20 protein-coding genes are annotated in these 25,175 nt (G+C 71.4%); 12 read left to right on the top strand and 8 right to left on the bottom strand.

The window, feature by feature from the left end; translation table 11 throughout:
• The coding region (locus F6X53_RS27280; RefSeq protein WP_151004301.1) for a co-chaperone GroES at nucleotides 1–225 on the bottom strand (225 nt) is incomplete at its 3' end.
• 366 nt (nucleotides 226–591) lie between these two features.
• On the opposite strand from F6X53_RS27280, the gene putA reads away from it, so the two are divergent.
• Both putA and F6X53_RS27270 read left to right on the top strand, forming a co-directional pair.
• Nucleotides 592–4,314 carry a trifunctional transcriptional regulator/proline dehydrogenase/L-glutamate gamma-semialdehyde dehydrogenase gene (gene putA, locus F6X53_RS27275; protein ID WP_151004299.1) on the top strand — a complete coding sequence of 1,241 codons (3,723 nt, stop codon included), beginning with the start codon at nucleotides 592–594 and terminating at the stop codon, nucleotides 4,312–4,314.
• 165 nt (nucleotides 4,315–4,479) lie between these two features.
• The gene (locus tag F6X53_RS27270) at nucleotides 4,480–5,460 is read left to right on the top strand and encodes a quinone oxidoreductase family protein (protein ID WP_151004297.1); all 981 of its coding nucleotides are present in this window, start codon (nucleotides 4,480–4,482) and stop codon (nucleotides 5,458–5,460) included.
• 43 nt (nucleotides 5,461–5,503) lie between these two features.
• Here the strand turns inward: F6X53_RS27270 and F6X53_RS27265 are convergent, their stop codons facing one another.
• Together F6X53_RS27265 and F6X53_RS27260 are read right to left on the bottom strand one after the other, a co-directional pair.
• Nucleotides 5,504–7,090 (bottom strand): PepSY-associated TM helix domain-containing protein, encoded by a 1,587-nt coding sequence (locus F6X53_RS27265; protein WP_151004295.1) that lies wholly within the window; start codon nucleotides 7,088–7,090, stop codon nucleotides 5,504–5,506.
• A 12-nt stretch (nucleotides 7,091–7,102) separates the two neighbouring features.
• Complete coding sequence (locus tag F6X53_RS27260) at nucleotides 7,103–9,346, bottom strand: TonB-dependent siderophore receptor (RefSeq protein WP_238296726.1); 2,244 nt, start codon at nucleotides 9,344–9,346, stop codon at nucleotides 7,103–7,105.
• A gap of 543 nt (nucleotides 9,347–9,889) precedes the next feature.
• Here F6X53_RS27260 and F6X53_RS27255 point away from each other — a divergent pair.
• From F6X53_RS27255 to F6X53_RS27240, 4 genes are all read left to right on the top strand, one after another.
• Nucleotides 9,890–10,702, top strand: coding sequence for an isocitrate lyase/PEP mutase family protein (locus F6X53_RS27255; RefSeq protein ID WP_151004292.1), 813 nt, complete (start codon nucleotides 9,890–9,892; stop codon nucleotides 10,700–10,702).
• A gap of 98 nt (nucleotides 10,703–10,800) precedes the next feature.
• A complete protein-coding gene (locus tag F6X53_RS27250) occupies nucleotides 10,801–11,367 on the top strand; it encodes a methylated-DNA--[protein]-cysteine S-methyltransferase (RefSeq protein ID WP_280526074.1) in 567 nt (188 codons plus the stop codon).
• Between the two features lie 72 nt (nucleotides 11,368–11,439).
• Complete coding sequence (gene msrA / locus F6X53_RS27245) at nucleotides 11,440–11,955, top strand: peptide-methionine (S)-S-oxide reductase MsrA (protein ID WP_151004290.1); 516 nt, start codon at nucleotides 11,440–11,442, stop codon at nucleotides 11,953–11,955.
• Nucleotides 11,956–12,228: 273 nt separating this feature from the next.
• Entirely contained in the window at nucleotides 12,229–13,956 is a 1,728-nt protein-coding gene (locus tag F6X53_RS27240; protein ID WP_151004288.1) for an adenylate/guanylate cyclase domain-containing protein, read from the top strand.
• Nucleotides 13,957–13,984: 28 nt separating this feature from the next.
• Here F6X53_RS27240 and F6X53_RS34085 read toward each other — a convergent pair whose 3' ends face one another.
• The gene (locus tag F6X53_RS34085; protein ID WP_151004286.1) at nucleotides 13,985–14,119 is read right to left on the bottom strand and encodes a YjiS-like domain-containing protein; all 135 of its coding nucleotides are present in this window, start codon (nucleotides 14,117–14,119) and stop codon (nucleotides 13,985–13,987) included.
• A 135-nt stretch (nucleotides 14,120–14,254) separates the two neighbouring features.
• On the opposite strand from F6X53_RS34085, the gene F6X53_RS27230 reads away from it, so the two are divergent.
• From F6X53_RS27230 to F6X53_RS27220, 3 genes are all read left to right on the top strand, one after another.
• A complete protein-coding gene (locus F6X53_RS27230; protein WP_151004284.1) occupies nucleotides 14,255–14,536 on the top strand; it encodes a hypothetical protein in 282 nt (93 codons plus the stop codon).
• Nucleotides 14,537–14,847: 311 nt separating this feature from the next.
• Nucleotides 14,848–16,524: an FAD-dependent oxidoreductase gene (locus F6X53_RS27225; RefSeq protein ID WP_151004282.1), complete on the top strand. Its 1,677-nt coding sequence runs from the start codon at nucleotides 14,848–14,850 to the stop codon at nucleotides 16,522–16,524.
• A gap of 72 nt (nucleotides 16,525–16,596) precedes the next feature.
• Nucleotides 16,597–17,451 carry a GNAT family N-acetyltransferase gene (locus F6X53_RS27220; RefSeq protein WP_151004280.1) on the top strand — a complete coding sequence of 285 codons (855 nt, stop codon included), beginning with the start codon at nucleotides 16,597–16,599 and terminating at the stop codon, nucleotides 17,449–17,451.
• A 38-nt stretch (nucleotides 17,452–17,489) separates the two neighbouring features.
• Here F6X53_RS27220 and F6X53_RS27215 read toward each other — a convergent pair whose 3' ends face one another.
• Nucleotides 17,490–17,900, bottom strand: coding sequence for a hypothetical protein (locus F6X53_RS27215; protein WP_151004278.1), 411 nt, complete (start codon nucleotides 17,898–17,900; stop codon nucleotides 17,490–17,492).
• A gap of 208 nt (nucleotides 17,901–18,108) precedes the next feature.
• On the opposite strand from F6X53_RS27215, the gene F6X53_RS27210 reads away from it, so the two are divergent.
• Nucleotides 18,109–18,954 (top strand): bestrophin-like domain, encoded by an 846-nt coding sequence (locus F6X53_RS27210; protein ID WP_151004276.1) that lies wholly within the window; start codon nucleotides 18,109–18,111, stop codon nucleotides 18,952–18,954.
• A gap of 28 nt (nucleotides 18,955–18,982) precedes the next feature.
• On the opposite strand, the gene F6X53_RS27205 is transcribed toward F6X53_RS27210, so the two are convergent.
• The 3 genes from F6X53_RS27205 to F6X53_RS27195 form a co-directional block, all read right to left on the bottom strand.
• Nucleotides 18,983–19,771 (bottom strand): IclR family transcriptional regulator, encoded by a 789-nt coding sequence (locus F6X53_RS27205; RefSeq protein ID WP_151004274.1) that lies wholly within the window; start codon nucleotides 19,769–19,771, stop codon nucleotides 18,983–18,985.
• Between the two features lie 174 nt (nucleotides 19,772–19,945).
• Nucleotides 19,946–21,265: an MFS transporter gene (locus F6X53_RS27200; protein ID WP_151004272.1), complete on the bottom strand. Its 1,320-nt coding sequence runs from the start codon at nucleotides 21,263–21,265 to the stop codon at nucleotides 19,946–19,948.
• 42 nt (nucleotides 21,266–21,307) lie between these two features.
• A complete protein-coding gene (locus F6X53_RS27195) occupies nucleotides 21,308–22,600 on the bottom strand; it encodes an ArgE/DapE family deacylase (RefSeq protein WP_151004271.1) in 1,293 nt (430 codons plus the stop codon).
• A 334-nt stretch (nucleotides 22,601–22,934) separates the two neighbouring features.
• On the opposite strand from F6X53_RS27195, the gene F6X53_RS27190 reads away from it, so the two are divergent.
• Together F6X53_RS27190 and F6X53_RS27185 are read left to right on the top strand one after the other, a co-directional pair.
• Entirely contained in the window at nucleotides 22,935–23,426 is a 492-nt protein-coding gene (locus tag F6X53_RS27190) for a YidB family protein (protein ID WP_151004269.1), read from the top strand.
• Between the two features lie 205 nt (nucleotides 23,427–23,631).
• Entirely contained in the window at nucleotides 23,632–25,092 is a 1,461-nt protein-coding gene (locus F6X53_RS27185) for a helix-turn-helix transcriptional regulator (protein ID WP_151004267.1), read from the top strand.
• Nucleotides 25,093–25,175 lie beyond the last annotated feature (83 nt).

Below are 25,175 nucleotides of genomic sequence, written 5' to 3'. Positions count from 1 at the left end.
GACCTCGGTGCCGGACCACTTGCCGAACAGGACCCGGTCGCCGGCCTTGACGTCGAGCGCGTTGACGCGGCCGGATTCGTCCCGGGCCCCGGGGCCGACGGCGACGATTTCGCCTTCCTGCGGCTTCTCCTTGGCGGTGTCCGGGATGATGATGCCGCCCTTGGTCTTCTCCTCGCCCTCGATACGGCGGACGACGACACGGTCGTGCAGCGGACGAAATGTCATGGTTGGCTCCAATCAAGCGGCTGCGCCGGCGGGTCGAGACCCGGGCCGCGACTGCGATGGCTCAAACTTCCGGATGCCGGAACACGGGCATCCGCTCCCTGGCGCGTTTCTTAGCACTCCGGCGGCCAGAGTGCTAACGTGCATTTCGATCGGGCGGCGGCTGCGCGCGCTCACGAGCGTCCGCATCGCGTCCCGGACGATCGCCGGCCGATCCCGGAACGCCTCGGCGGTTTCCGCCTTACCCGTTGGGGACGGCCAGGACGGTTCGGCGCCGGGAGCCGGGCGTGCCTTGCCCGACCGCGGGGCGAGGGGCGGGAGCGCGGTACCGCGCCCTCGTGCGGGGATTGGCGCGGGGCTGGGACTTGCATGAGCGATACGCTTGACGATCCGGCGCGGGAGGCCGGCGGCGCTTCCCAACGGGCTGTTCCCCCGGAGACGGGCCCCTTCGCGGCCTTCGCGGACGGGCCGGGCCCCCAACCCCCGTTGCGCGCGGCGATCACGGCCGCCTATCGGCGCCCCGAACCGGAATGCCTGCCGCCCCTGCTCGCCGCGGCGGCCTTGCCCGAGGCGCAGGCCGCCGCGGCGGCCCGGCTGGTGCGCCGTCTCGTCGGCACCCTGCGCGCCAAGGGCCAGCGCAGCGGCGTCGACGGGCTCGTGCGCGAGTACGACCTGTCGAGCCAGGAGGGCGTCGCGCTGATGTGCCTCGCCGAGGCGCTGCTGCGCATCCCCGATGCGGCGACCCGCGATGCGCTGATCCGCGACAAGATCGGGCACGGCGACTGGCTCGCCCATCTCGGCCACAGCCCCTCGCTCTTCGTCAACGCGGCGACCTGGGGGCTCTTCGTCACCGGCCGGCTCACGGGCGCGGCCAGCGAGAGCGGCCTGGCCTCGGCGCTGACGCGGCTCGTGGCGCGCGGCGGCGAGCCGCTGATCCGGCGCGGGGTCGACCTCGCCATGCGGATGATGGGCGAGCAATACATCACCGGCGAGACCATCGAGCAGGCCCTCGAGAACAGCCGCCGCCGGGAGGCGCAGGGCTTCCGCCACTCCTTCGACATGCTGGGCGAGGCCGCCATGACGGCCGCCGACGCGGCGCGCTACCAGGGCGATTATGAGCGGGCGATCCACGCCATCGGCCGGGCCTCGGGCGGGCGCGGCCTCTACGAGGGGCCCGGCATCTCGATCAAGCTCTCGGCGCTTCATCCCCGCTATGCCCGCGCCCAGCGGGCCCGGGTCATGGCCGAGCTGCTGCCGCGGGCCGCCGCCCTGGCGGCGCTGGCGCGGCGCTACGAGATCGGGCTCAACATCGATGCCGAGGAGGCGGACCGGCTCGATCTGTCCCTCGACATCCTCGAAGACCTCTGCGGCGACCCCGCTCTCGCGGGCTGGGACGGCGTCGGCTTCGTGGTGCAGGCCTACCAGAAGCGCGCGCCCTTCGTGCTCGACTTTCTGATCGACCTCGCGCGCCGGACCGGACGGCGGCTCATGGTCCGCCTCGTGAAGGGCGCCTACTGGGACAGCGAGATCAAGCGGGCCCAGGTCGACGGGCTGGAGGATTTCCCGGTCTTCACCCGCAAGGTCCACACGGACGTGTCCTACCTCGCCTGCGCGGCCAAGCTCCTGGCCGCGCCCGACGCGGTCTTCCCGCAATTCGCCACCCACAACGCCCAGACCCTGGCCGCCATCCATGCGATGGGGGGAGACCGCTTCGAGACCGGGGATTACGAGTTTCAGTGCCTGCACGGGATGGGCGAGGCCCTCTACGAGGAGGTGGTGGGCCACAATGCGCTCAACCGGCCCTGCCGCATCTACGCGCCGGTGGGCACGCACGAGACCCTGCTCGCCTACCTCGTGCGCCGGCTCCTAGAGAACGGCGCCAATTCCTCCTTCGTCCACCGCATCGCCGATCCGGCGGTGCCGGTCGCGGAGCTTGCCCGCGACCCCGTCGCGCAGGCGCGGGCGATCGAGCCCCTCGGCGCCCCCCACCCGGCGATCAAGCGCCCGCGCGACCTCTATCCGGACCGGGCGAATGCGGCGGGCCTCGATCTCTCGAACGAGCGCGCGCTCGCCGACCTCGGGGCGGCGCTGCGCGAAGGCGGCTCGGCGCCCTGGCGGGCCGCCCCGATCCTGGCCGAGGCCCCGCGCGTCGGGTCTCCCGACGCGGTCGCGGCGCCCGTCCTCAACCCGGCGGACCGGCGCGACCGGGTCGGCACGGTGGTGGAGGCCGGGGCCGCGGAGGTCGAGGCGGCGCTCGCCGCGGCCGATGCCGCCCACGACGACTGGGCCGCCAAGCCGGCCCCCGAGCGCGCCGCCTGCCTGATGCGGGCGGCCGCGCAGCTGGAAGGCCGACGGGCCGCGCTCATCAGCCTCCTCGTGCGCGAGGCGGGCAAGTCTGTCCCGAGCGCGGTCGCGGAGATCCGCGAGGCCGTGGATTTCCTGCGCTACTACGCGGCGCAGGCCAGCGACTTCACGCCGGCGCATCGAGCCCTCGGGCCCGTGCTCTGCATCAGTCCCTGGAACTTCCCGCTCGCGATCTTCACCGGGCAGGTCGCGGGCGCCCTCGCGGCCGGGAACGCGGTCCTGGCCAAGCCCGCCGAGGAGACGCCCCTGGTGGCCGCCGAGGCGGTGCGCCTGCTCCACGAAGCCGGCGTGCCGGTCCCGGCCCTGCAATTCCTGCCCGGGGGCGGGGCGGTCGGCGCCAAGCTCGTGGCCGATGCGCGGGTCCGGGGCGTGATGTTCACGGGCTCGACCGAGGTCGCCCGGCAGATCCAGGCCGCGCTCGCCGAGCGGCTGAACCCCGACGGGCGGCCCGTGCCGCTGATCGCCGAGACCGGCGGCCAGAACGCCCTGGTGGTGGATTCCTCGGCCCTCACCGAGCAGGTGGTGGCGGATGTCCTCGCCTCCGCCTTCGACTCGGCCGGGCAGCGCTGCTCGGCGCTCCGCCTGCTCTGCCTTCAGGAGGAGGTGGCTGACCGGACGCTCGGCCTGCTCAAGGGCGCGATGGCCGAGCTCCGCCTCGGCAATCCCGACCGGCTCGCGACCGATATCGGGCCGGTGATCAGCGCGGAGGCGGCGACCGGGATCCTGGCCCATGTGGCCGGGATGCGGGCGGCCGGGCGCCGCGTGCACCAGGCCACGCTCCCGCCCGCATGCGCCGAGGGTAGCTTCGTGCCCCCGACCGTGATCGAGCTGACCCGCGTCGCGGAGCTGACCCGGGAGGTGTTCGGGCCGGTGCTGCACGTGGTCCGCTACCCCCGCGACGGCCTCGAACGGCTGATGGCGGAGATCAACGCGACCGGCTACGCCCTGACCTTCGGGGTGCATACGCGCATCGACGAGACGGTCGCGCGGGCCCGGGCCCTCAGCCGGGCCGGCAACGTCTACGTTAACCGCAACCTCGTCGGCGCGGTCGTCGGCGTCCAGCCCTTCGGTGGGCATGGGCTGTCCGGCACCGGTCCGAAGGCCGGCGGGCCGCTCTACCTGCGCCGGCTGCTCGCGAGCGGCTCTCCCGAGCCGCGCCTGGCCGACCAGGCCGAGACCGGAATCGGCCCGTGGCCGGCCGCCGCGAGGGCCTGGGCGGATTGGCTGCGCGCGCGGGGCCAACCTGCCGCGATTCCCCGGAGCCTTCTCGGCCGGGAGATCACGCTGCCGGGCCCGGTTGGCGAGACGAACCTCTACGCGTTCCACCCGCGAGGGTCGGTTCTCTGCGCGGCGCAGACGCAGGCGGCAATGCTCGCCCAGGTCGCGGCGGCGCTCGCCACCGGCAACCGCGCCGTGGTGCGGGCCCCGGAATCGGCGCGCGCCGCGCTCGCGGATCTGCCATCGAGCCTGCGGCCCTGGATCGCGGTCGAGGCGGCGGGGGATCTCGACGCGGTCGCGGCCGTGCTGTGGCAGGGGCCGGCCCCCGCGCTGATCGCGCTCGCCGGGACGCTCGCCCGCCGCCCCGGGCCGATCGTGCCGATCCACGTGGCCCGGCCCGATGCGGCGGGCGAGACGTCCTACCCTCTGGCCTGGCTCCTCACCGAGCGCGCGACCAGCATCAACACCAGCGCGGCCGGCGGCAATGCGAGCCTGATGGCGCTCGTCTGAGCGCCGCGATCGCCGTCCCCGATCGGCCGGCCTTTCGCAGATTGCTCGCGCGCTTCGCCGCTCACTTCGCGTAAGACAAGCGATCCATCGTGCGAGGATGCGGGGACGAGACCGGTGAGGCTCGCCCGGCGCCCGGACAGGCAGATCCCAGGAGGCAAGCCCCCCATGTCGACCAGACGCAGCGTGGTGATCACGGAATTCGGTCCGCCGCAGGTTATGTCGGTGAGGACCGAGGATCTGCCGGATCCGGGCCCGGGGGAGGTCCAGCTCCGCCAGACGGCGGTCGGCTTCAACTTCATCGACGTCTACCAGCGCAAGGGCGCCTATCCGCTGCCGAGCCCCACCGGACTCGGGTTCGAGGCGGCCGGGACCGTCGAGGCGGTGGGGCCGGGCGTGGCCGAGATCCGGACCGGCGACAGGGTCGCCTACATGAATGCCGGCGTCGGGGCCTATGCGGACCGACGCAACGTCCCGGCGGACAAGCTCGTGGTGCTGCCCGACGGGGTGAGCGACGAGGCCGCGGCCACGCTCCTGTTCAAGGGCATGACGGCGCAGTACCTGCTCCGGAAGACTCATGCCGTCCAGCCGGGCGAGCTCCTGCTGGTCCATTCGGCGGCCGGCGGCGTCGGACAGATCCTGACCCGCTGGGCGACCGCCCTCGGCGCCACCGTCATCGGCACCACCGGATCCCCGCAGAAACGCGACGCCGCGCTCGCCGCCGGTTGCAAGGCCGTGGTCGACCTCAATGAGCCTGAGTGGCCGACGGCGTTCCTGGAGGCCACGGGCGGCCGCAAGGCGCGCGTCGTCTACGACGCGGTCGGCAAGGACACGCTGATCCGCTCGCTCGATTGCGCGGCCCCGTTCGGGCTCGTCGTCTCCTACGGGGGCGCCTCCGGTCCCCCGCCCGCGATCGAGCCGGAGCTCCTGAACAAGAAGGGCTGCCTGTTCCTGACGCGGCCCTCGGTGTTCCCGCACAATGCCGACGCGGCGACCTTCCGGGCCAACGCGGCCGACCTCTTCGACGCGATCGGCCGGGGACATGTCCGGGTCGATATCGGGGAGCGCTTCTCCCTCGACCGGGTGGTGGAGGCGCATGAGGCGGCCGAGGCGCGCCGCGTCGTCGGCGCCATCCTGATCGAGCCCTGACGCGGCGGGCCGGCGCTGGATGATCGCGGCGCCGGCCCCCCACTCACTCCCCGGCTTCCAGCATCGCGGAGCGGCGTCGCGCCGGCGCCGTGTTCCGCGCCGCCGGCGCGCGGCGGGTGCCCTCGTGGCGGGCGGCCTTCCGGGCCGCGACGAGGAGGAGGCCGGCGAGCACGAGCATCGCGGCATCGAAGCCGAGGAAGACCGGCTCGACGGCGGGCGCCCCGGCGAGGCCATCCCGGGCGATCCGCAGGGCGTCCGCGGCGCAGACGGCCGCGTACAGGGCGGCCGCCGCCGTCAGCATCTCGGGCCAGGCGCGGCGTTGCGGGCGCAGCAGGGCGACGAGGCCGATGAGCAGCCAGACGGCGAAGAACCCGCGGACCTCCCAGGCGGCCCGGTCCGCCAGCCCGACGGGCAGGATCCGGTTCGCCAGGAAATAGGCCGCGACGGCCGCCGGCAGGCCGGCCACGGTGGCGACGTTGAGGCCCTGGACGAGCCGCAGGCCGACGGAACGCTGCGCGCCGGGCTTCGGCAGGCGCGCCACCGACCAGAGCAGGAGCCCGGTCGCCACCATGGCGCAGCCGGCGAGCCCGCACAGGAAGAACAGGATCCGCAGGGTGGGCCTGGCGAAATGCGCCTCGTGCAGGCCCACCATCGTGGTGAAGGTCTTGGACGCCGGCTTCAGCCCGCCCGCCCGCATTTCCAGGACCGCGCCAGTCGTGCCGTCGAAGGCGATCTGGGGATGCTCGTGGGAGAGCCCGTGCGGCTCCTCGAACACCGCCACGACCGACGCGTTCGCGTCCTTCGGGTTGATGATCGAGAGGCGCTCCAGCGGCTCCGGGATCGTGGCCATCGCCTGGCGCACCATCGGGCCGACGGGGGCCAGCGTGCCGGGCTGACCCGAAGGCGGGCGCGGGGCGGTGATCTGGCCGGATTCCGCGAAGAAGCGCGGCTGGTCGCCCTTGTAGGCGGTCTGCACGCCCCAGGGCATGTACATCAGCCCGAACGTGACAATGCCCGTATAGGTGATCATCAGGTGATAGGGCAGAGCCAGAACGCCCGTGACGTTGTGTGCGTCGAGCCAGCCGCGCTGGGCCGACTTATCCCGCCGGAAGGTGAAGAAGTCCGCGAAGATGCGCCGGTGGGTGATGATGCCGGAGATCAGCGCCACCAGCATGATCATGGCGCAGATGCCGACGATCCACCGCCCCCAGATCGGCGGCAGATGCAGCTCGAAATGGAAGCGGTAGAGGAAGTCGCCGCCCCGCGTCTCACGCACTGCGGCCGGGATTCCGGTTTCAGGATCAAGCAGGACTTGATTGGGTGGTTGGCCGGGGCCTTTCCGCCAGAACAGCCCCACCGCCGGCTTCTCGGGTGTCGGCAGCGTGATGAACCATGACCGAGCCTCCTGCGCGTGCTCCTGTAGGTAGACGATGGCGCGCTCCGCTGCCCTCGCCGTAGCCTCGGGACCGAGATCTCCGCTTTGGCGCAGTTCGGGTTGCATCCACCGCGAGATCTCGGGCTTGTAATAGCTGGCGGTGCCGGTGACGAAGACGGCGAAGAGCACCCAGCCGACCACGAGGCCCGACCAGGCGTGCAGCCATGCCATCGATTGACGGAAACCGTTGCGCATCCGGACGTGCCCTTACCAGCGATAGCGCAGGGTCGCGTAGACTGTACGCGGCAGGCCGTAATAGCAGCCCGAGTAGCTGAAGCAGCCCGTGACGTAGCGCTCGTCGAGCAAGTTGTTGGCGTTGAGCTGGAACTGGAAGCCCTGGAGCGAGGCGTCGAGGTGCTTCAGGTCGTAGGAGAGCACCGCATCGAGGAGAACGCTCGCCGGCACCTTGAAGGTGTTCGCCGGATCGCCCCAGGACGGTCCGAGATAGCGCACGCCGCCGCCGATCCCGAGCCCGATGAGCGGCCCGTCCGTGAAGCGGTAGTTCGCGAACAACGAGGCCGTGGAGTCGGGCACCAGCACCGGGCTGCGGCCGAGGAGCGGCACCTGCTGCCCGGTCAGGTCGTTGCTCGTCGTGGTGATGTCGCGGGTGTTCTTAATATCGAGCAGCGAGAAACCGCCGACCAGGGTCAGGCCCTCGGTGATGTTCGCGCGCGCCTCGAACTCGATCCCCTGCACGCCGACTTCGCCCGTCTGCACAACGAAGCCGTTATTGACCGGATCCGGGTTCGTTGCATTCGAGCGGCGGATGTCGAAGGCCGCGGCGGTCAGCAGGATGTCGGTCCCGGGCGGCTGGTACTTGATGCCGGCCTCGTACTGATTGCTCGCAATGGGGTTGGGAATGCGTCCCGCGGTGCCGAAGGCGGTGTCGAAGATGCGGCCGGTGGTGATCGGCTCGAAGGCCTCGCTGTACGAGACGTACGGCGCGACACCGCTGTCGAACAGATAGAGCAAGCTTGCCCGGTAGGTGAACGCGTCCGCCGGCACGTCCTGATTGGCGACGACACCGGTCGCGATCGTCCGGGTTGGGCCAGTCTGCCGGGCGGTGTCGTAGCGCCCGCCGAGCGTCAGCACGAGGCGATCGAATTTGACTTGGTCCTGGACATACACGCCGGTCTGCTCGGCGGTGATCGTCGCATCCGAGGTGAAGGGAACTTCCGGGATGTTCGTGAAGTAGTTCGGCGCCAGCGCGTTCAGGCTAGGAGCTGCTGGAAAAGGGCCGGAGAGCGTGTGGGTGCGGAAAGTGCGATGATCGACGCCGAGCAATGCGGTGTGGGCAAAGATGCCGGTGTCGAAGTTCGCCACGACGTTGTTGTCGATCGTGAAGGCGTCGATCTCGACATTTGTGCCGCCGCGTGAGCGGCTGATGATCGGCCCGCTCGTGAATGGACCGTTGGCGGTGTTGAAGGCACTGTAGACACTGCGATAATCGCCCTCGGTGTAGAGGTAGCGGCCCGCCGAGTGGAAGCGCAGATTGTCGTTGAAGCGGTGGTCGAACAGGTAGCTGATCGAGCCCTGCGTCCGGTCCGAGCGCTCGAAGTTGCGGTCGCCGTCGTAGAAATCAACCGGGAGGCGCCCGGTGAAGCCGTTGCCGAAATTCCTGGGGAAGACCGTGCCGACCGCCGGGAAGCCGCCGTAGAAGCCCGAGAACGGATCGCGCTGGTAATTGCCGATGACGGTGAGCTGGGTGTCCGTGGACGGGCGCCAGGTCAGGCTCGGGTTGATGAAGACGCGCTCGACCTGCGTGGTCACCGCCGGCCCGTCGCCCTTCCAGCCGCCGGCGATCACCCGGTAGGCGAACTGGTCGGCCAGGGGCCCGGCCTCGGACGGGATCGGCCCGCCGACGTCGAGGCCGCCCCGCACCTCGTTGAAGCCGCCGCCCTGCACGAAGATCTCGCCGTGGCGGACGAATTGCGGGACCTTCGAGACGAGGTTGACGATGCCGCCCGGTCCGGACTGGCCGTACAGGACCGAGGCCGGCCCCTTGATGATGTCGATGCGCTCGAGCCGGAAGGGATCGACCGTCGGGAAGGCGTCGCGGCTGCCCGGCAGGACGAGCCCGTCCAGGAAGACCGGTGCGGTGAAGCCGCGGATATAGAATTGCTCGAGCCGCGTCGAGCCGGCGCCGCCGCGCTGCTCGGTGGTGACGCTCGGGGTGTAGCGCAGGGCCTGGTTGACGGTGAGCGCGTTCTGCTCCTCGATCTGCTTGCGGCCGATGACCGAGACGGATTGCGCCGTCTCCAGGATCGGCGTGTCCGTCTTGGTGCCGACGGTGCTGCGGCTGGCGACGTAGCCCGGCACGGGGCCGAGGGCGCCGCCGGGCCCGTACAGGGCGCCGCCGAGGCTGCGCCCGGCGCCCTCGCCGGCCACGCTCAGCTCGTTCAGCTCGATGTCAGCCGCCGGAGCGGATTGCGCCACGCTCACGCCCGGCATCAGCAAGCTGCAAGTTGTCGAGAGAAGTGCAGCATAGAGGGACCCATGCAGGGTGTGCCCAAAGACGCGCTGTGTCATATCTTGCCGGTATCACTGTTGTTCCGGCGCTCTACGCGGCGCGAGAACGAGCAATAATTCTACGTTAACGCACGCCTTGCGACGGGTGAGCGTTTTCCTACCAGTTTTAGGTTTTAGGCCAAGGACTATGTTATGGAAGTGTTCTAAACTATATTAGAGTTGCTGCAAACTGGATTAAAAATTCTCCCTGCTCGTGGCGCTCCCGCCGAGGGCGCGGCGGTGGCGCGGGCGGCCTCTCGGAGTCCCGGCCCCGCCCGCCGCGCTCGTCCAGGCCACAGCGGCGTTGCGCCGGGAACCCACCTGCGGGTTCCCGGCCGGTCATCCGCCTCGCGCCCGCGTGCCCGGTGACGGGCGCCGTGCACAGCCTCGCGCCCTCCCGGCCCGGCCGCGCGCTTGCCCCGGGCCCGCGATCGGCGATGATCGTCGGGCGCCGTCGCGCGATGCGAACGGGCGAGGAGGATTGCGATGACCCGGACCGTCGCCGAGAAGCGCGCCGCCTTCCGTGCCCTCCACGAGGCCGGGTGCTTCGTGCTGCCCAATCCGTGGGACCTGGGCAGCGCCCGCCTGCTGCAGCATCTCGGCTTCTCCGCCCTGGCCTCGACCAGCGCGGGTTTCGCCTGGACGGCGGGCCGCCCCGATTACGCGGTGACCCGCGACGACGTGCTGGCCCACCTGAGCGCCCTCTGCGCGGCGGTCGACCTGCCGGTGAACGCCGATTACGAGGCCGGGTTCGCCCCCGATCCCGAGGGGGTCGCGCGGAACGTCGCGCGCGCCATCGGGACGGGCGTGGCCGGCCTCTCCATCGAGGACCGGGACGGCACCCCGTCGGGCCTCCACGATCTCGGGTTCGCGGTGGAGCGCATCCGCGCCGCGCGCGCGGCGATCGACGCCTCCGGGGAGGACGTCGTCCTGGTCGCCCGGACCGAGGGGTTGCTGATCGATCCCCAGGCCCTGAGCCCGGCGATCGACAAGCTCGTCGCCTTCGCGGAGGCGGGCGCCGATTGCCTCTACGCGCCGGGCGTGCGCGGGCGGGAGGCCATCGCCGCGATGGTGCGGGCGGTGGCGCCCAAGCCCCTCAACGTGCTGGTGATGGATCCCGGGCAGCGGATGGCCGACCTCGCCGAACTCGGCGTCCGGCGCATCAGCGTCGGCGGGTCGCTCGCCCGAATCGGCTGGGGCGCGGTGCTGGCCGCCGCCGAGCGCATGCGGGCCGGCTCGTTCGAGGATCTGGCGGGGGCAGCCCCCGCCAGGCGCCTGAACGACGTGTTCGGTCCCTGAAGCCCGAGAGACCACCCCCGCCCCGCGCGGCGGATCCGGAACGCGGGCTGCGGCCCATGTCAGCGCAGGCGATGCCCATGTCAGCAGAGGCGGTGCCCATGTCAGCAGAGGCGATGCCCTTGGCCTATGTCTCCACGATCGTGCCGTCCCCGGTCGGCGCCCTGACGGTCATCGCGAGCGACCGGGGCCTCGCGGCCATCCTGTGGGAGAATGACGATCCGAGCCGCGTCCGCCTGAACGTGACCGCCGCGATGCCCGCGCATCCGGTCCTGCGCGCGGTGGAGCGGCAACTCGGCGAGTATTTCGCGGGCGAGCGGCGCGCCTTCGCGCTGACCCTCGACCTGATCGGGACGGAGTTCCAGAAGACGGTCTGGGCGGCCCTGCTGACGATCCCGTTCGGGCAGACGCGCAGCTACGGCGACATCGCCCGGCAGATCGGCCATCCGAAAGCCGCGCGGGCTGTCGGCGCCGCCAATGGCCGGAACCCGATCTCGATCGTCACGCCCTGCCATCGGGCGATCGGGGCGAGCGGCGCGTTGACGGGTTCGCCGGCGGCCTCGCTATCAAGCGGCAGCTCCTGGCGCTCGAATCCGGCCAAGGCTGCTTTCCGGCCGAGCCGGAGGCGCTTCGCCGCGTGGCAGGATGAGGCCCCACGCCACACATAACGGGCGCACCCTTCGGGTTTGAGCCGCGCGATCGGGATGGCGCCCGATCGCGCGCGCAACGGGAGATGAGCGATGAGCGAGACGGCGATTTTGGCGGGCGGCTGCTTCTGGGGCATGCAGGACCTGATCCGGCGCCAGGAGGGCGTCGTGTCGACCCGGGTCGGCTACACGGGGGGCGACGTTCCGAACGCGACCTACCGCAACCACGGGACCCATGCCGAGGCGATCGAGATCAGCTTCGATCCGGCGCGGACGAGCTATCGCCGGATCCTCGAGTTCTTCTTCCAGATCCATGACCCGACGACGCTCAACCGCCAGGGCAACGATCGTGGCCTGAGCTACCGCTCGGCGATCTTCACCACGAGCGACGCCCAGAGGCCGGTCGCCGAGGACACCATCGCGGACGTGAACGCCTCCGGCCTCTGGCCCGGCAAGGTCGTCACCGAGGTGGCGCCGGCCGGCCCGTTCTGGGAGGCCGAGCCCGAGCACCAGGATTACCTGGAGCGGCGTCCCGACGGCTATACCTGCCACTTCATCCGCCCCAATTGGCGGCTTCCGGTCCGCGCGCAGGCGCTCCAGGACGGCTGAGGCGGGCCTGCCGCGATACGGCAGGATGCCGGCGGCTCTGACCGGCTTGCCCGCCCGGAGCGCTCCGCAGGGCTCCGCGGCCTTCGAGGCCGTGGGCCCCACATCCGCGACGGCCACCAGGAATGGTTGCGGGTGAGATGTCTCTCGCGCGCCGCGCGTCTGGCGCGAGGCCAAGAATTCGGCGATCGATCTCGCGCAACTTCCGGATGCGTCCGCGCGACGGCGGCTATGCTATAGCGGCCGGGAGCGGGCATCGCGGACCGATACGTCGACATGCACCGAACCTTGGCCGAGCCTCCCCGCAGCGTCAGCCGGCCGCGGCCTCTCGCGGCCCTGAGGCGCCTCACGCTGCGTCAGCTGCGCCTCGGGACGGGCCTCGTCCTGTTCGCCTACATCCTGACGCATCTCGTCAACCATGCCCTGGGCAACATCTCGCTCGGCGCGATGGAGGCGGGCCTCACCGTGGCCGCCGCGATCTGGCTCAACCCGCTCGGCCTCCTCGTCCTCTACGCGGCCCTCGTCGGCCATCTCCTGCTCGGGCTCTACGCGCTCTACGAGCGCCGCTATTTCCGCGTGCGCCTCTGGGAGGCCGTGCAATTGCTGCTCGGGCTCGCGATCCCGCCCCTCCTCGTCACCCACATCGTCGCGACCCGGATTGCCTTCGCCACCGAGGGGCTCGAACGGGGATACGCGCAGGAACTCTACGCCTTCTGGGTTGCCGCGCCGCAGAACGGGGTGATGCAGGCGGTGGTCCTCGTCGTCGCCTGGCTCCATGGCTGCGTCGGATGGTATTTCTGGCTCCGGCTCAAGCCGGGCTTCCCGGCGGCGAGCCCCTGGCTGCTGGCCGGCGCGGTGCTGGTGCCGGTCCTGGCGCTGCTCGGCTTCGTTCAGGGCGGCCGCAGCGTCGCGCTGCTCGCCCAGGATCCCGCATGGCGCGCGCAGGCCCTGGCGCCGGTGCATCTCGGCACGCCGGCGCAGGCCGCGCAGCTCGGCGCGATGCGCGCCAGCCTGCTCGCGGCCTATGCGGCGGCCCTCGCCCTCGTGCTCGCGGCGCGCGGCCTGCGCACGCTCTCGGAGGTGCGGCATGGGACGATCCGCATCCGCTATCCCGATGGACGCACCGTCCGGGTGCCGAGCGGAACGAACGTGCTGGAGGCGAGCCGGCGCTTCAACATTCCGCATGCTAGCGTCTGCGGCGGACGCGGGCGCTGCTCGACCTGCCGGGTGCGGGTCTCCGAGGACGCGGATGGGTTCGCGCTTCCGGTTCCGAGCCGGGCCGAGCGGGCCGTGCTCGACCGCATCGGCGCGGCGCCCAACATCCGGCTCGCCTGCCAATTGCAACCGCGTCGCGATCTCGCGGTGACGCCGCTGTTCCAACCGCGTCCCCGGCTGCGCCAGGCGCGGGAACTGGAGCGGGCGCAATCGGGCGAGGAGCGCTTCATCGTGGCGATGTTCATCGACCTGCGCGGCTCGACGCGGCTCGCCGAGGAGCGGCTGCCCTACGACACCGTGTTCATCATCAACCGCTTCCTCGGGGCCGTGGGCGACGCGGTGCGGGATGCGGGCGGGTCCGTCAACCAGCTGCTCGGCGACGGCATGCTGGCGTTGTTCGGCCTGCAGACCGACCCGGCCACCGGCGCGCGCGAGGCCTTGCGGGCCGTCGAGGCGATCGCGAGCCACATGGCCGGGCTGAACCGGCTGCTCTCCGCCGATCTCGGGCAGTCCCTGCGCTACGGCATCGGGCTGCATGCCGGCATGGCGATCGTCGGCGAGATGGGGGACCACGCGGATGCGCGCTTCACGGCGCTCGGCGACACCGTCAACGTCGCCGCACGGCTGCAGGGCCTGACCAAGGCGCTCGGCTGCGTCGCGCTCGTGTCGGAGGCGGTCTACGCGACCGCGCAGGTGCCGGCGCAGGCGCTTCAGGAAGTGATCCTCGACGGGCGCTCCGAAGCCCTCAAGGTGCGCCGGGTCGGCACGCTCCAGCTTGATCCGGCTTGAGGCCAGGGTGCGCGCGGCGCCCGCGCCCCTAATCCTCCCGGCGGGGGAGCCCGATATCGGCGAGATCGCGGCTGTTGAACCGGGCGAGCTCCGCCCTGGACCTGCGCCTCTGGCCGTAGGCCCTGAGGGCGCCGAGGGACAATCTGACGAGCCTGACCAACATGAAACCCTCCCGGGCGACGGCCCGGGGGCTTGTTCGGCAGAATCGGGCACGCGTCCGTGACGCAGGTCACACAGGATCGGCGGAACGCCGCCGCCGCGAAGCTGTTGAACCCGGGCATTGGCCCGGAGAACCAACATGCGGATCGTTACAAGCGCGTCGGCCCTCGTCATCGTGACCCTTCTCAGCACCGGCGCGGCCGAGGCGAAGGGCTGCATCAAGGGGGCGATCATCGGGGGCCTTGCCGGGCATTACCTGGCCGAGCGCGGGGTCGTCGGAGCCGTCGCGGGCTGCCTCGGCGGCCGCTATCTGGCCAACCGCCGGGCTCAGCGGGAGATCGATTACGGCTCGCGGGTCCAGCCGCGGGGCACCGGCTACGGCCCGGCGCAGGCCAATCCGCGCCGGAGCTACGGCTACTGAGCCGCCTTCGGGCGTGGCCGGACATGGTTTCGCCCGCTGCGGGGCGGTCCCGGTCTCGGCCGGGGCCGCCCCGCGCGCATCCGGGCTGCGCCCTCATCCGAGCTTTAAGGCAGCGCGCGAGACACGCGCAGGGACGGCCACGAGCCCGGCGCGCCAAGCCTCTGGCGCGTAAGATGCGTACGGTCCCGGCACCCGCGCTGGCCCCGCTCGCGGTCGAACCGTAGAGTTCGGGGCCGCCGCCTCATCCGTGGTGGGCCTGCCGCTTCGTGTCCGGCGGGCCTGCCGCGTCTTGCCTGGACCGCGATCTGCCCATGGCCGCCGACCCGCTCTCGCCCGGACCGGACCTCGATCCTTCGTCGCCGGAGGCGCGCACCGCGCAGACCTTTCCCCGCCTCAGCGACGAGATGGTCGCGCGGGTTGCCGCCTACGGCACCGAGGAAACCCTGCCCGATGGCAGCCTCGTCTTCGCGCGTGGGCAGAGGGGCGTGGATTTCTTCCTCGTCCTGAGCGGTTGCATCGAGATCCTCGACCAGGACGCGCGCGGCGTGCCGCAGGTCTTCACGACCCACGCGGCGCATCATTTCTCGGGCGAGCTGAACCTGTTCAACAACCGCGAGATCCTCGTCTCGGGAAGGGCGACCGGCGCGACGCGGGTGGTGCGCATCGACCGCGCCGGGTTCCGCCGCCTCGTGACGGGCGAGCCGGATATCGGCGAGATCATCATGCGGGCCTTCATCCTGCGCCGGGTCGGCCTGATCCGCAGCCGCGTCGGCGGCGTGGTCCTGCTCGGTTCGGGGCATCGGCGCGACACGCTCCGGCTCGAACGCTTCCTCGTCCGCAACGCCTATCCGCATCGTCTCCTCGACGCCGATCTCGATCCGGACGCGCAGAGCTTCCTCGGCAGCTGCGGCTTCCATCCGGACGACCTGCCGGTGGTGATCGCGCCGGGCGAGGTGATCCTGCGCAATCCGACGAACGCGGAGTTGGCGGACGCCCTCGGGCTGACGGAAGCCCTCGATCCGGCGCATGTCTTCGACGTGGCGGTGGTGGGGGCCGGTCCGGCCGGCCTCGCGGCGGCGGTCTACGCCGCCTCGGAGGGGCTCCAGACCGTCGTGATCGAGGGGTTGGCACCGGGCGGGCAGGCCGGCACCTCGTCCAAGATCGAGAATTATCTCGGCTTTCCGACCGGCATCTCCGGCCAGGCCCTCGCGGGCCGCGCGCAGGTCCAGGCGCAGAAATTCGGGGCGCGCCTCGCGCTCTCCCGCATGGTGACGGGCCTCGATTGCAGTGACCGGCCCTTCCGGCTCCGCCTCGAGGATGGCAGCACGATCCCGGCCCGGTCCGTCGTGGTCGCCACGGGCGCGCGCTATCGCAAGCTCGACGTGCCGGATTACGAGCGCTTCGAGGGCCAGGGCATCTACTACGCCGCCACCGCCATGGAGGCGAACCTCTGCACCGGCGAGGGGGTGGTGGTGGTCGGCGGCGGCAACTCGGCCGGCCAGGCCGCCGTGTTCCTCTCCCGCAGCGCCGCCCATGTCCACATCCTGGTCCGGTCGGAGGGGCTCGCCGCGACGATGTCGGATTACCTGATCCAGCGCATCGCCTCCTCGCCGCGCATCAGCCTGCATGTCCGGACCGAGATCACCGCTCTGGCGGGGGACGAGCTTCTGCGCGAGGTCGCCTGGACCGACCGGCGGACGGGCGCGCGCGAGACCCACCGCATCGGCAGCGTGTTCGTGATGATCGGCGCCGATCCCAACACGGAATGGCTCGACGGCTGCCTCGCCCTCGACCCCAAGGGCTTCGTGGTGACCGGGCTTCCGGAGAACGGCGCGGCGGCGCCCTCGCCCTACGCCACGCCCACCGCCGGCATCTTCGCGGTCGGGGATGTCCGGGCGGGCTCCGTCAAGCGCGTGGCATCGGGCGTCGGCGAAGGGTCGGTCGTCGTCCAGGCCATTCACCGGTTCCTCGATCCCGGCATCGCCTGACCGGGGGACGCCGCTCGCCGCGAGCCGGAGGTGCCCGCCCGGGCGCCAGGGACGACGAGGAGAGCCCCTGCCATGAGCCGCGCGCCCCAAGGCCCGATCACGATCCGGACGATGTCGTCCTCCGATCTCGAGACGGCCCTCGACTGGGCCGCCCAGGAGGGCTGGAACCCCGGCCTGCACGACGCTGATTGCTTTATGGCCGCCGATCCCGCGGGATTCCTGATGCTGTGCGCGGACGGCGAGCCGGTCGGCTCGATCTCCGTCGTCCGCTACGCGGAGGCGTTCGGCTTCCTCGGCCTCTACATCGTGCGGCCGGATTGGCGGGGGCGGGGCTTCGGCCGCCGCCTCTGGGCCGCCGGCCTCGAACGCCTCGCAGGCTACCGCGTCGGCCTCGACGGCGTAGTCGAGCGGCAGGCCGATTACGCGCGGGCGGGCTTCGTGACCGCCTATCGCAACATCCGCTTCACCGGTCCGCCCCGGCCTCCGGGGCCGCCGGATCCCCGGATCGTGCCCGTCGACGACGTCCTCCTGCCGGCCGTGCTCGCCTTCGACCGGCGCTTCTTCCCCGCCCCGCGCGACGCCTTCCTGCGCTGCTGGCTGCGGGGCGAGGGCCGGCGCGCGCGGGCCTACCTGGCCGATGGCAGGGTCGTGGGCTACGGCGTCCGGCGCGCCTGCCGGCTCGGTCACAAGGTCGGGCCCCTGTTCGCGCGCGATGCCGCCGTGGCGGAGGCGCTCCTCACGGACCTGATCCAGGGCGTCGCCGGGCCGGTGGCGATCGACGTGTCCGAGCCGAACCGGGCGGCGGTGCGGCTCGCCGAATCCCTCGCCTTCGCGCCCTCGTTCGAGACGGCCCGGATGTATCGTGGCGCGCGGCCGGACCTGCCCCTCGCCGAGACCTTCGGGGTGACGACCTTCGAGCTCGGCTGATCCTTCCTTGGGTGACCCTTGCCTCGGGGGCCGGGCTCCTATCGCTGCGACTGCTTGCGGGTCTGCTTCGTCGCCTTCGCGCGTCCCGTCCCTTGCCGTCCGCCCGCGTTCTGGCGCGCCCGCGCCGGGACCCGAGGCGGATCCCGCGGGATCGACGTTCCTTCGGGCGCCGGCCGGTCCTGCCCGAGGGGCTGGAGATGGGGCCTCGGGCGGTCCGCCACGTCGCGGATGGCGTGGGCGAGGCGATCGGGCAGATCGCGTGCCTCCGCGAGTTCGCGCCAGGAGACGGTCGCCATGCGGCTGCAGAGGAAGTCGCCGGACAGGGCGGTGAGGCCCAAGGTCGTCAGCCTCAGCTCTACGGCGATCCCGGTCTCGCTCCTGACTGTCTGCGTCAGCTCCCAAGCTGTTTGCAGTATTGATGCGAAAGATACCTGGGCCTGTTCCGCCATGTGACGCTCCTACGCTACGCTTCCGTCCAAGTCCGGAACGGCAAATGTGTGTGTTGCTTCGCGGCGATAGGGTGGCGAGGCCGAATTCGGTCAGGAACGGTACGGGCGACGGGCGACGGGCGACCGGCGCCGGGTCTGGGGCGGATGGCCGGCGCCTGCCGCGCGCAGGGTCCGCTCGGTGACCGAGGGCTGCCCGGGACCAGTCCCGATGCTACCCTCCGGCCGCGCGCCGATCGCGACGGCGTCCGCGGGCGGGCGTGCCGGACCGGGCTGGATGTTCCTGACGAGCTTACCCCTCTGGCTGTCCGGGATCCTCCTCGTCGGGCTGCCCACGCTCGTGGCGATGTTCGGGCCGATCCTGATCCGCCGCCGCGTCAGCTTCGCGAGGCTGCGCACCAACAACGAGGTGGCGGGCTTCAAATTCGCCACCGTCGGGGTCCTCTACGCGGTGCTGCTGGCCTTCGCGGTGATCGTGGTGTGGGAGAAGTTCGGCGAGGCCGAGCGCAAGGTGGCGCAGGAGGCCGGCGCGCTCGCGACGCTCTACCGCCTGACGGACGGGATCGAGGCGCGGTCGCGGACCGAATTGCGCGCCGGGCTGACCCGCTACGTCGCGGCGACGATCGACGGGGATTGGCCCGCGATGGAGCACGGCGCGGCGAGCCCGGCCTCGCGCCAAGAGCTCGACGCGCTCTACCGGATCGTCCTGTCCATCGCCCCGGGCGAGACCCGGGGGGAGACCCTGTTCGGCGAGATCCTGCACCAGCTCGACCTCGTGACGGAGGCGCGCCGCGACCGCCTGATCATGGCCTCCGGCAGCGTCCCGGACATCCTGTGGCTGGTGCTGTTCAGCGGCGCCGTGCTGACGACGGCCTTCACCTTCTTCTTCGGGGCCGAGAACCTGCTGGTGCAGACGATCATGACCGGGATGCTCTCGGTCCTGATCTTCTCCGGTCTCCTCGTGATCGTCGCGATCGATCACCCCTTCGCGGGCTCGGTCCATGTCGAGCCGAAAGCCCTCTCGGCGCTGCTCTCGGATTTCGGCGCGACCCCGTGACCGCGCCGGGCCGGCGCGGATCGGTGCGTCAGCCGAGTTTCGCGCGGATCTCGGCCGCGGCCCTCAGGATCGGACGAAGGTGGTGCGCCACCTCATCCTGGGCGATCTGGCCGGTCAGGGTCGTGATGCTGAGCGAGCCCGCGAGCGCGCCGCCCGGTTCGAAGATCGGCGCGCCGAGGGCGCAGAGACCCATGACGAAGTCGTCCACGGCGAATTCCCATCCCTGCGCCCGGATGCGCGCCGCCTCGGCTCGGAGCTGATCGGCATCGGTCTGGGTCGCGGGGGTCCGCCGCGGCAGCGGGCGCGCCAGGACGGCCTCGCGCTCCGGCGCCGGGAGGAAGGCGAGGAGCGTGCGCGGGCCCGCGCCGCAATGCAGCGGGATGCGCGTGCCGATGGTCGACCAGGGCACCTCGACGCTCGGCACCGGCGCCCGGACGCGCCCGACGCAGAGCGCCGATCCCTCGTGATGGACCCACAGGAAGGTCGTGGCCCGGGTCGTCTCGGCGATCTCGGCGAGATAGGGGGCCGCGACCTCGTGGAGCGCGCGGCCCGTCTCCACGGCGGCCCCGAGTTCCAGAACCCCGATCGTCAGCGCGTAGAACCCGGTCCGCTCGTCGTGGGCGACGAGGCCGCAGAGCGCCAGGGTGTGCAGGAGCCGGCGCGCCGTCCCCTTGTCGAGGCTCGTCGCCTGGGCGAGGTCCGTCAGGGTCCTGTTCGGCTTCTCCGCGCTGAAAGCCCTCAGCAGGGCCACCCCGCGCTCGAGCGCCCGGACGAGCGGCACGCCGGGCTTCGGGGCGATCGCCTCGCCCGGCCTCATCCCGACCTCTCCCATGGCGTGCCCGTCTCTTCGTCCGTTTCTTGCCGCCCGGTTACGGTCCTGCGGATTCGGCTCCGGGCATGCCGTCGAGGCATGGCACGGAACGGCCGGGGGGCGAAACGCCGTGCCGTCGGCCGGGATGTTCGAAGCCGTCCCGCTGCCCGGGCCCGCCCCTTAAGCCGCGACCGCGAGGGCGGAGGCCCGCCGCTGATGCCCGGCCAGCAGCGTCACGCAGACGAAGGAGATCAGCGCCAGCGTCGTGCCGAAGGCGGCGATCGGCCACCAATGCCCGCGGAACTGCTCGGCCAAGATGGTGCCGATGACCGGCGTCAGCCCGCCCGCGATCGCGCCGCAGAACTGGTAGGCGATCGAGATCGCCGTGTAGCGCACCCGGGTCGGGAAGGCATTCGCCACGTAGCCGGCGATCACCGCGTAGAAGGTCGCGACGCCGATGATGTTGATGCACAGGCCGAGGGTGATGGCCCAGACCGCGCGGGTGTCGACGAGCAGGAACAGCGGGTAGGGGGCGAGCATCGCCCAGACCAGGGCGAGCTGGAGGAACAGGCGCTCGTTGCGGATCAGCTCCGCGATGCGGGCCCCGACCGGCGTCATCACGAGCTGCACGAAGGCGCCGACCAGGAGCGCGTCGAGGATCGTCGCCCGCTCGATGCCGAGATACTGCGTCGTGTAGGCGATCATGAAGGTGTTGAAGAGGTAGACCGAGGCGATCCCCATGGTGTTGGCGCCCGCCGCCAGGAAGAGCGGCTTCAGGCTGGTGCCGAGCACCTCGCGGATCGGCGCCTGCGCGGCGCCGACCTCGCGCCGGGTGCGCTCGAAATCGGGGGATTCCTCGACGCCGAGGCGGATCGCCAGGCCGACGAGGAGCAGGACGGCGCTGACGAGGAACGGCAGCCGCCAGCCCCATTCGAGGAAGGCCTGCTTGTCGAGGAGGCTCGCGAGGCGGAAGGCCAGGAGCGACAGGATCTGGCCGGCGGGGCTGCCGAGCTGCGCGAAGGAGGCATAGAACACGCTTCGGCCCTTGGGCGCGTGCTCGGCCGCGAGCAGGACGGCGCCGCCCCACTCGCCGCCCACCGCGACGCCCTGGATCAGGCGCAGGAAGACGAGAAGCGTCGGCGCCCAGAAGCCGATCGACGCGTAGGTCGGCAGCAGGCCGATGCCCGTGGTCGCGAGGCCCATCATCACCAGGGTGACGACGAGGGCGCGCTTGCGGCCGAAGCGGTCCCCGAAATGCCCGAAGATCAGGCCGCCGACCGGGCGCGCCAGGAAGCCCACCGCGAAGGTCGCGAAGGCCGAGAGGGTCGCGATGAAGGGCGTCGATTCCGCGAAGAACAGGGGGCCGAACACGAGGGCGGCCGCCGTCCCGTAGATGAAGAAGTCGTACCACTCGATCGTCGTGCCGACGAAGGACGCGATCGCGGCGCGCCGCGACTGGTTCGTCGGCGCGGGCATCGCCCCGGCGGGTTGCGTGCTCATGGTCCTGCCCCTCTCGCGTCGGATGACCTGTCGGTGTCGGCCTCAGCCCTCGATCGGTTCGAGCCCGCACCATTGGGCGATGAACAGCGCGATCGTCGTGGTGATGCGCGCGAGGGAGGCGAGGCTGACGCGCTCGTCGAAGCCGTGGATGTTCTGCGAGACCGGCCCGTAGCAGAGCGCCGGGACCCGGTCGTAGAGCGCGTAGACGCGCGTATCGAGATAGCCCGCCGTCATGAACGACTCGAGGGGGCGGCCCGTCGCGGCGCGGTGGGCCTCGCCCAGGACCGCCTCGGCCTCGGAGCCCGGCTCCAGCACGTAGCCCTCGGCGTGGAAGCCGTTGAAGGTGACGCGCGGCGGGTTGTTGGCCAGGAACGTGTCGGCGTGTGCGAAGGCGGCGAGGCGCTCGGAGATGGCGCGCGCGGCATCCGCGGCCGATTGGCCCGGGTAGAACGCGATCCGGCAATCGATCCGGCACCAGCCCGGCACCGAGGAGGCCCAGTCCCCGCCCTCGATCTTGCCGATGTTCAGGTTGATCGGGTGCGCCTCGTCCTCGAAATGCGGATGCTCGCCCTTGGCGGCGTTCCATTCCGCCTCGATGGCGCGCAGTTCCGCGATGACCCGGTAGGTGGCGTCGATGGCGTTGGAGCCGGTAGTCATCTCGCGCACATGCACCGGCATGCCCCGGACCTCGACGCGGAACCAGAGGACGCCCGTATTGGCGCGCACCAGCTTCTCGTCCTCGGGCTCCGGGATCAGCACCGCGTCGGCCCGGAAGCCGCGCAGATGCGTCATCAGGGCCCCGTTGCCGGTGGATTCCTCCTCGACCACGGATTGGACGTACACGGTCGCGGCCGGCTGCATCCCGATCCGCCGCAGCGCGTCGAGGGCGAAGAGGTTGGCCACGTGCCCGGCCTTCATGTCCGCGCCGCCGCGGCCGTAGAGCCAGTCGCCCTCGATGACGGGATCGAACGGCCCGTGCGTCCACATCTCGGCGGGGCCCGGGGGCACCACGTCCACATGCGCCTGCAGGATCAGCGAGCGGCCTGCCTCGGTGCGGGGCCGGTGGATGCCGACCACGATCGGAGCGTCCGAGTGCTCCGGCGTGAAGGCCGCCCCGCCCGGATGCGCCTCGATCGCGGTCCGGTCCATCGCGAACCGGTCCATCGCGTAGCCGCGAGCCTTGAGGGCGCGGAAGACGTGATCCTGGATGGCGTGCTCCGCCCCGCGCAGCGACGCCAGGCGGATCATGTCCTGCGTGAAGGCGACCTGCTCGCCGAAACCGGTCGCGACCGAGGCCTGGATGGCGTCCCGGAGCGTCTCGTCGATCGGCGTCATGGGCAACCTCTGCGGCTGGGCCGGCCTCGCGGGATCCGGTGAGGCCGCGTTGAACATCGCACGATGTCCCCAGGACAGCGGGAATCTTCGTCGGTGTCAACCTATGATGGAAGTATCATCTATTGACACTCACAGGGCGCAGAGAGGGGAACGTCTCGCGATCCGTCACCGAGCGGAAAGGGGCGGGCGGGAGCGCGCCTGCCCGCCGCATCGGCGTGTCCTGCGCCTCGGAACTCCGATCGGGCGCGCGTTCGAACGCGCACCCGCAGGCCCCTCGGCCGGAACCAAGCGGCGCGCGGCTCCTTGTGGTCGCAGCAACCAGGGAGGAATCGTGATGAGTCGCGGATATCCGTCGATGACGGCGTTGCTCGGGCTGCTCGCGGTCGCGGGCTACCAGAACCGGGACAAGATCGCCGAATTGCTCGGGGGCTTGGGCAAGGAGCCGCCTACGCCCGCGGGGCAGGGCACGGCACAGGTGGGGCAGGGCGCCTCGCCCGCTGGCCGGACTGACATACCGTCGGGCCTTGGCGGGCTCCTGGGCGGTGCGGGCGCGGGCGGCGTCGGCGGGCTGATCGCCAGCGGACTGAACGAGCTCGTCGACCACTTCACCCGGAACGGCCATGGCGAGGCCGCGCAATCCTGGGTCAACCAGGGCCCCAATCGCGACCTGCCATCCTCCGACCTGGAGAAGGCGATCGGTCCCGACGTACTCGCAACCCTCGCGCAGCAGACCGGCCTCTCGCGCGACGAACTGCTCGCGCGCCTCTCCCGCGAACTGCCTAACGCGATCGACCGCTACTCGCCGGACGGCCGCGTTCCGGCCTGATCCCGCGGGTCCGACCCGTCCCCGCCGCGAGCCAGGGGCCGTGGCGGGGCACCCGGTCACCCGGGCCCCCGCGCGATACCGGGCATCACGATCACGTCATTGATGCAGATGTACCGGCGCCGCGCGGGTGGCCCCCGGAACCGCGGGACCGGCACCCTGTTAGCGCTCGACCGATCCGCGTCGACGGGGAAGCAGGGCCGAGCCGGTGACGCAGGGTGTCGACAGATCCGAACTTCGCCAGATCATCGCGGGCTTGAGCGAGGGGGTGATCCTCGTCGAGCCCGACCAGCGCATCACCTGGGCGAACGCGGCGGCGCTCGCCATGCACGGGGCGGAGACGCTCGGGGAGCTCGGCGAGACCGTGGACGCCTACCGGTCGCGCTACGCTTTGCGCTACCGCAACAACCGGGCCCCCGAGCAATACCCGATCGAGCGCGTGGTGGCGGGCGAGACCTTCCACGACGTCATCGTGGAGGTGACCCGCACGGATCGGCCCGACGTCGATTTCGTGCACTCGCTCCGCAGCCTCGTGGCCACCGATCCAGACGGCAACCCGAGCTGCCTCGCCCTGATCCTGCAGAACGTGACGCCGCAATACGAGGCCGAGGAGCGCTTCGAGAAGACCTTCAACGCCAACCCGGCCCCGGCGGTGATCTGCCGGCTGGCGGACCTGCGCCACGTCAAGGTGAATGCCGGCTTCCTGGAGATGACCGGCTATACCCGCGACGACGTGATCGGGCGCAGCGTCTACGAGGTCGACGTGCTGGCGGGCGCCCGCAACCGCGATCTCGCGATCTCCCGGCTGAACCAGGGCGGCACCATCCCGCAGATGGAGGCCTGCCTCGCCTTGCCGGATGGCGGCACGCGCTTCGTCATCGTGGCCGGGCAGCCGATGGAGATGGGCGCGGAGCCGTGCATGCTCTTCACCTTCGCCGATCTCGAACTGCGCCGGAAGGCGGAGGCGGCCCTGCGCCAGAGCGAGGAGCGCTTCGCCAAGGCCTTCCGGCTCACCCCCGTGCCGACCGTGCTGGCCCGGGCCGCGGGCTTCGGCATCACGGGGATCAACGAGGCCTTCTCCCGGGTCTTCGGCTACGGCGAGGACAGGATCGTCGGGCGCGCCCCGGGGGAGATCGGCCTCTGGGTGGCGGAGGCTGCCCGCGCCCGCTTCGAATCCACCGTGACCCGCACCGGCTACGTGATCGGCCTCGAGACCTGCCTGCGCCACGAGGATGGCAGCGAGCTCGATTGCCTCGTCTCGGCCGAGCGGGTGGCGATCGGCGAGGAGGATTACGTCCTCGCCGTCCTGCAGGACATCACCGAGCGCAAGCGCTCCGAGCGTGACCTGTTCGCCGCCATCGAGGCGGTGATGACCGACACCTCGTGGTTCAGTCGCGGCCTGATCGAGAAGCTCGCGAACCTGCGCCATCCGGGGCGGCAGGATGCGGAGGAGCCGGCCCTGAGCCTCACCGTGCGCGAGCGGCAGATCCTCAACCTGATCTGCGCCGGGCAGAGCGACGAGGCCATCGCCAAGCGGCTCAACCTGTCCCGCAACACGGTCCGCAACCACACCGCCGCCCTGTACCGCAAGCTCGGGGTCCACAAGCGGACGGAGGTGATCGTGTGGGGCCGGGACAACGGCTTTCCGGCCTCCGCGGCTGGTCAATAAAATCCACGTTACTGGTAGTTTTGCATCATTGAATCGTGCGCAACCAAGTCCACTTGAGCCGGCGTGAGGGTTTGCTCGCAGGA

It is taken from the genome of Methylobacterium soli, assembly GCF_008806385.1.
In the GTDB taxonomy this organism is placed as follows: domain Bacteria; phylum Pseudomonadota; class Alphaproteobacteria; order Rhizobiales; family Beijerinckiaceae; genus Methylobacterium; species Methylobacterium soli.
The sequence above is the reverse complement of the archived record's forward strand: the minus strand, read 5'-3'. Positions and strand labels throughout refer to the sequence as shown.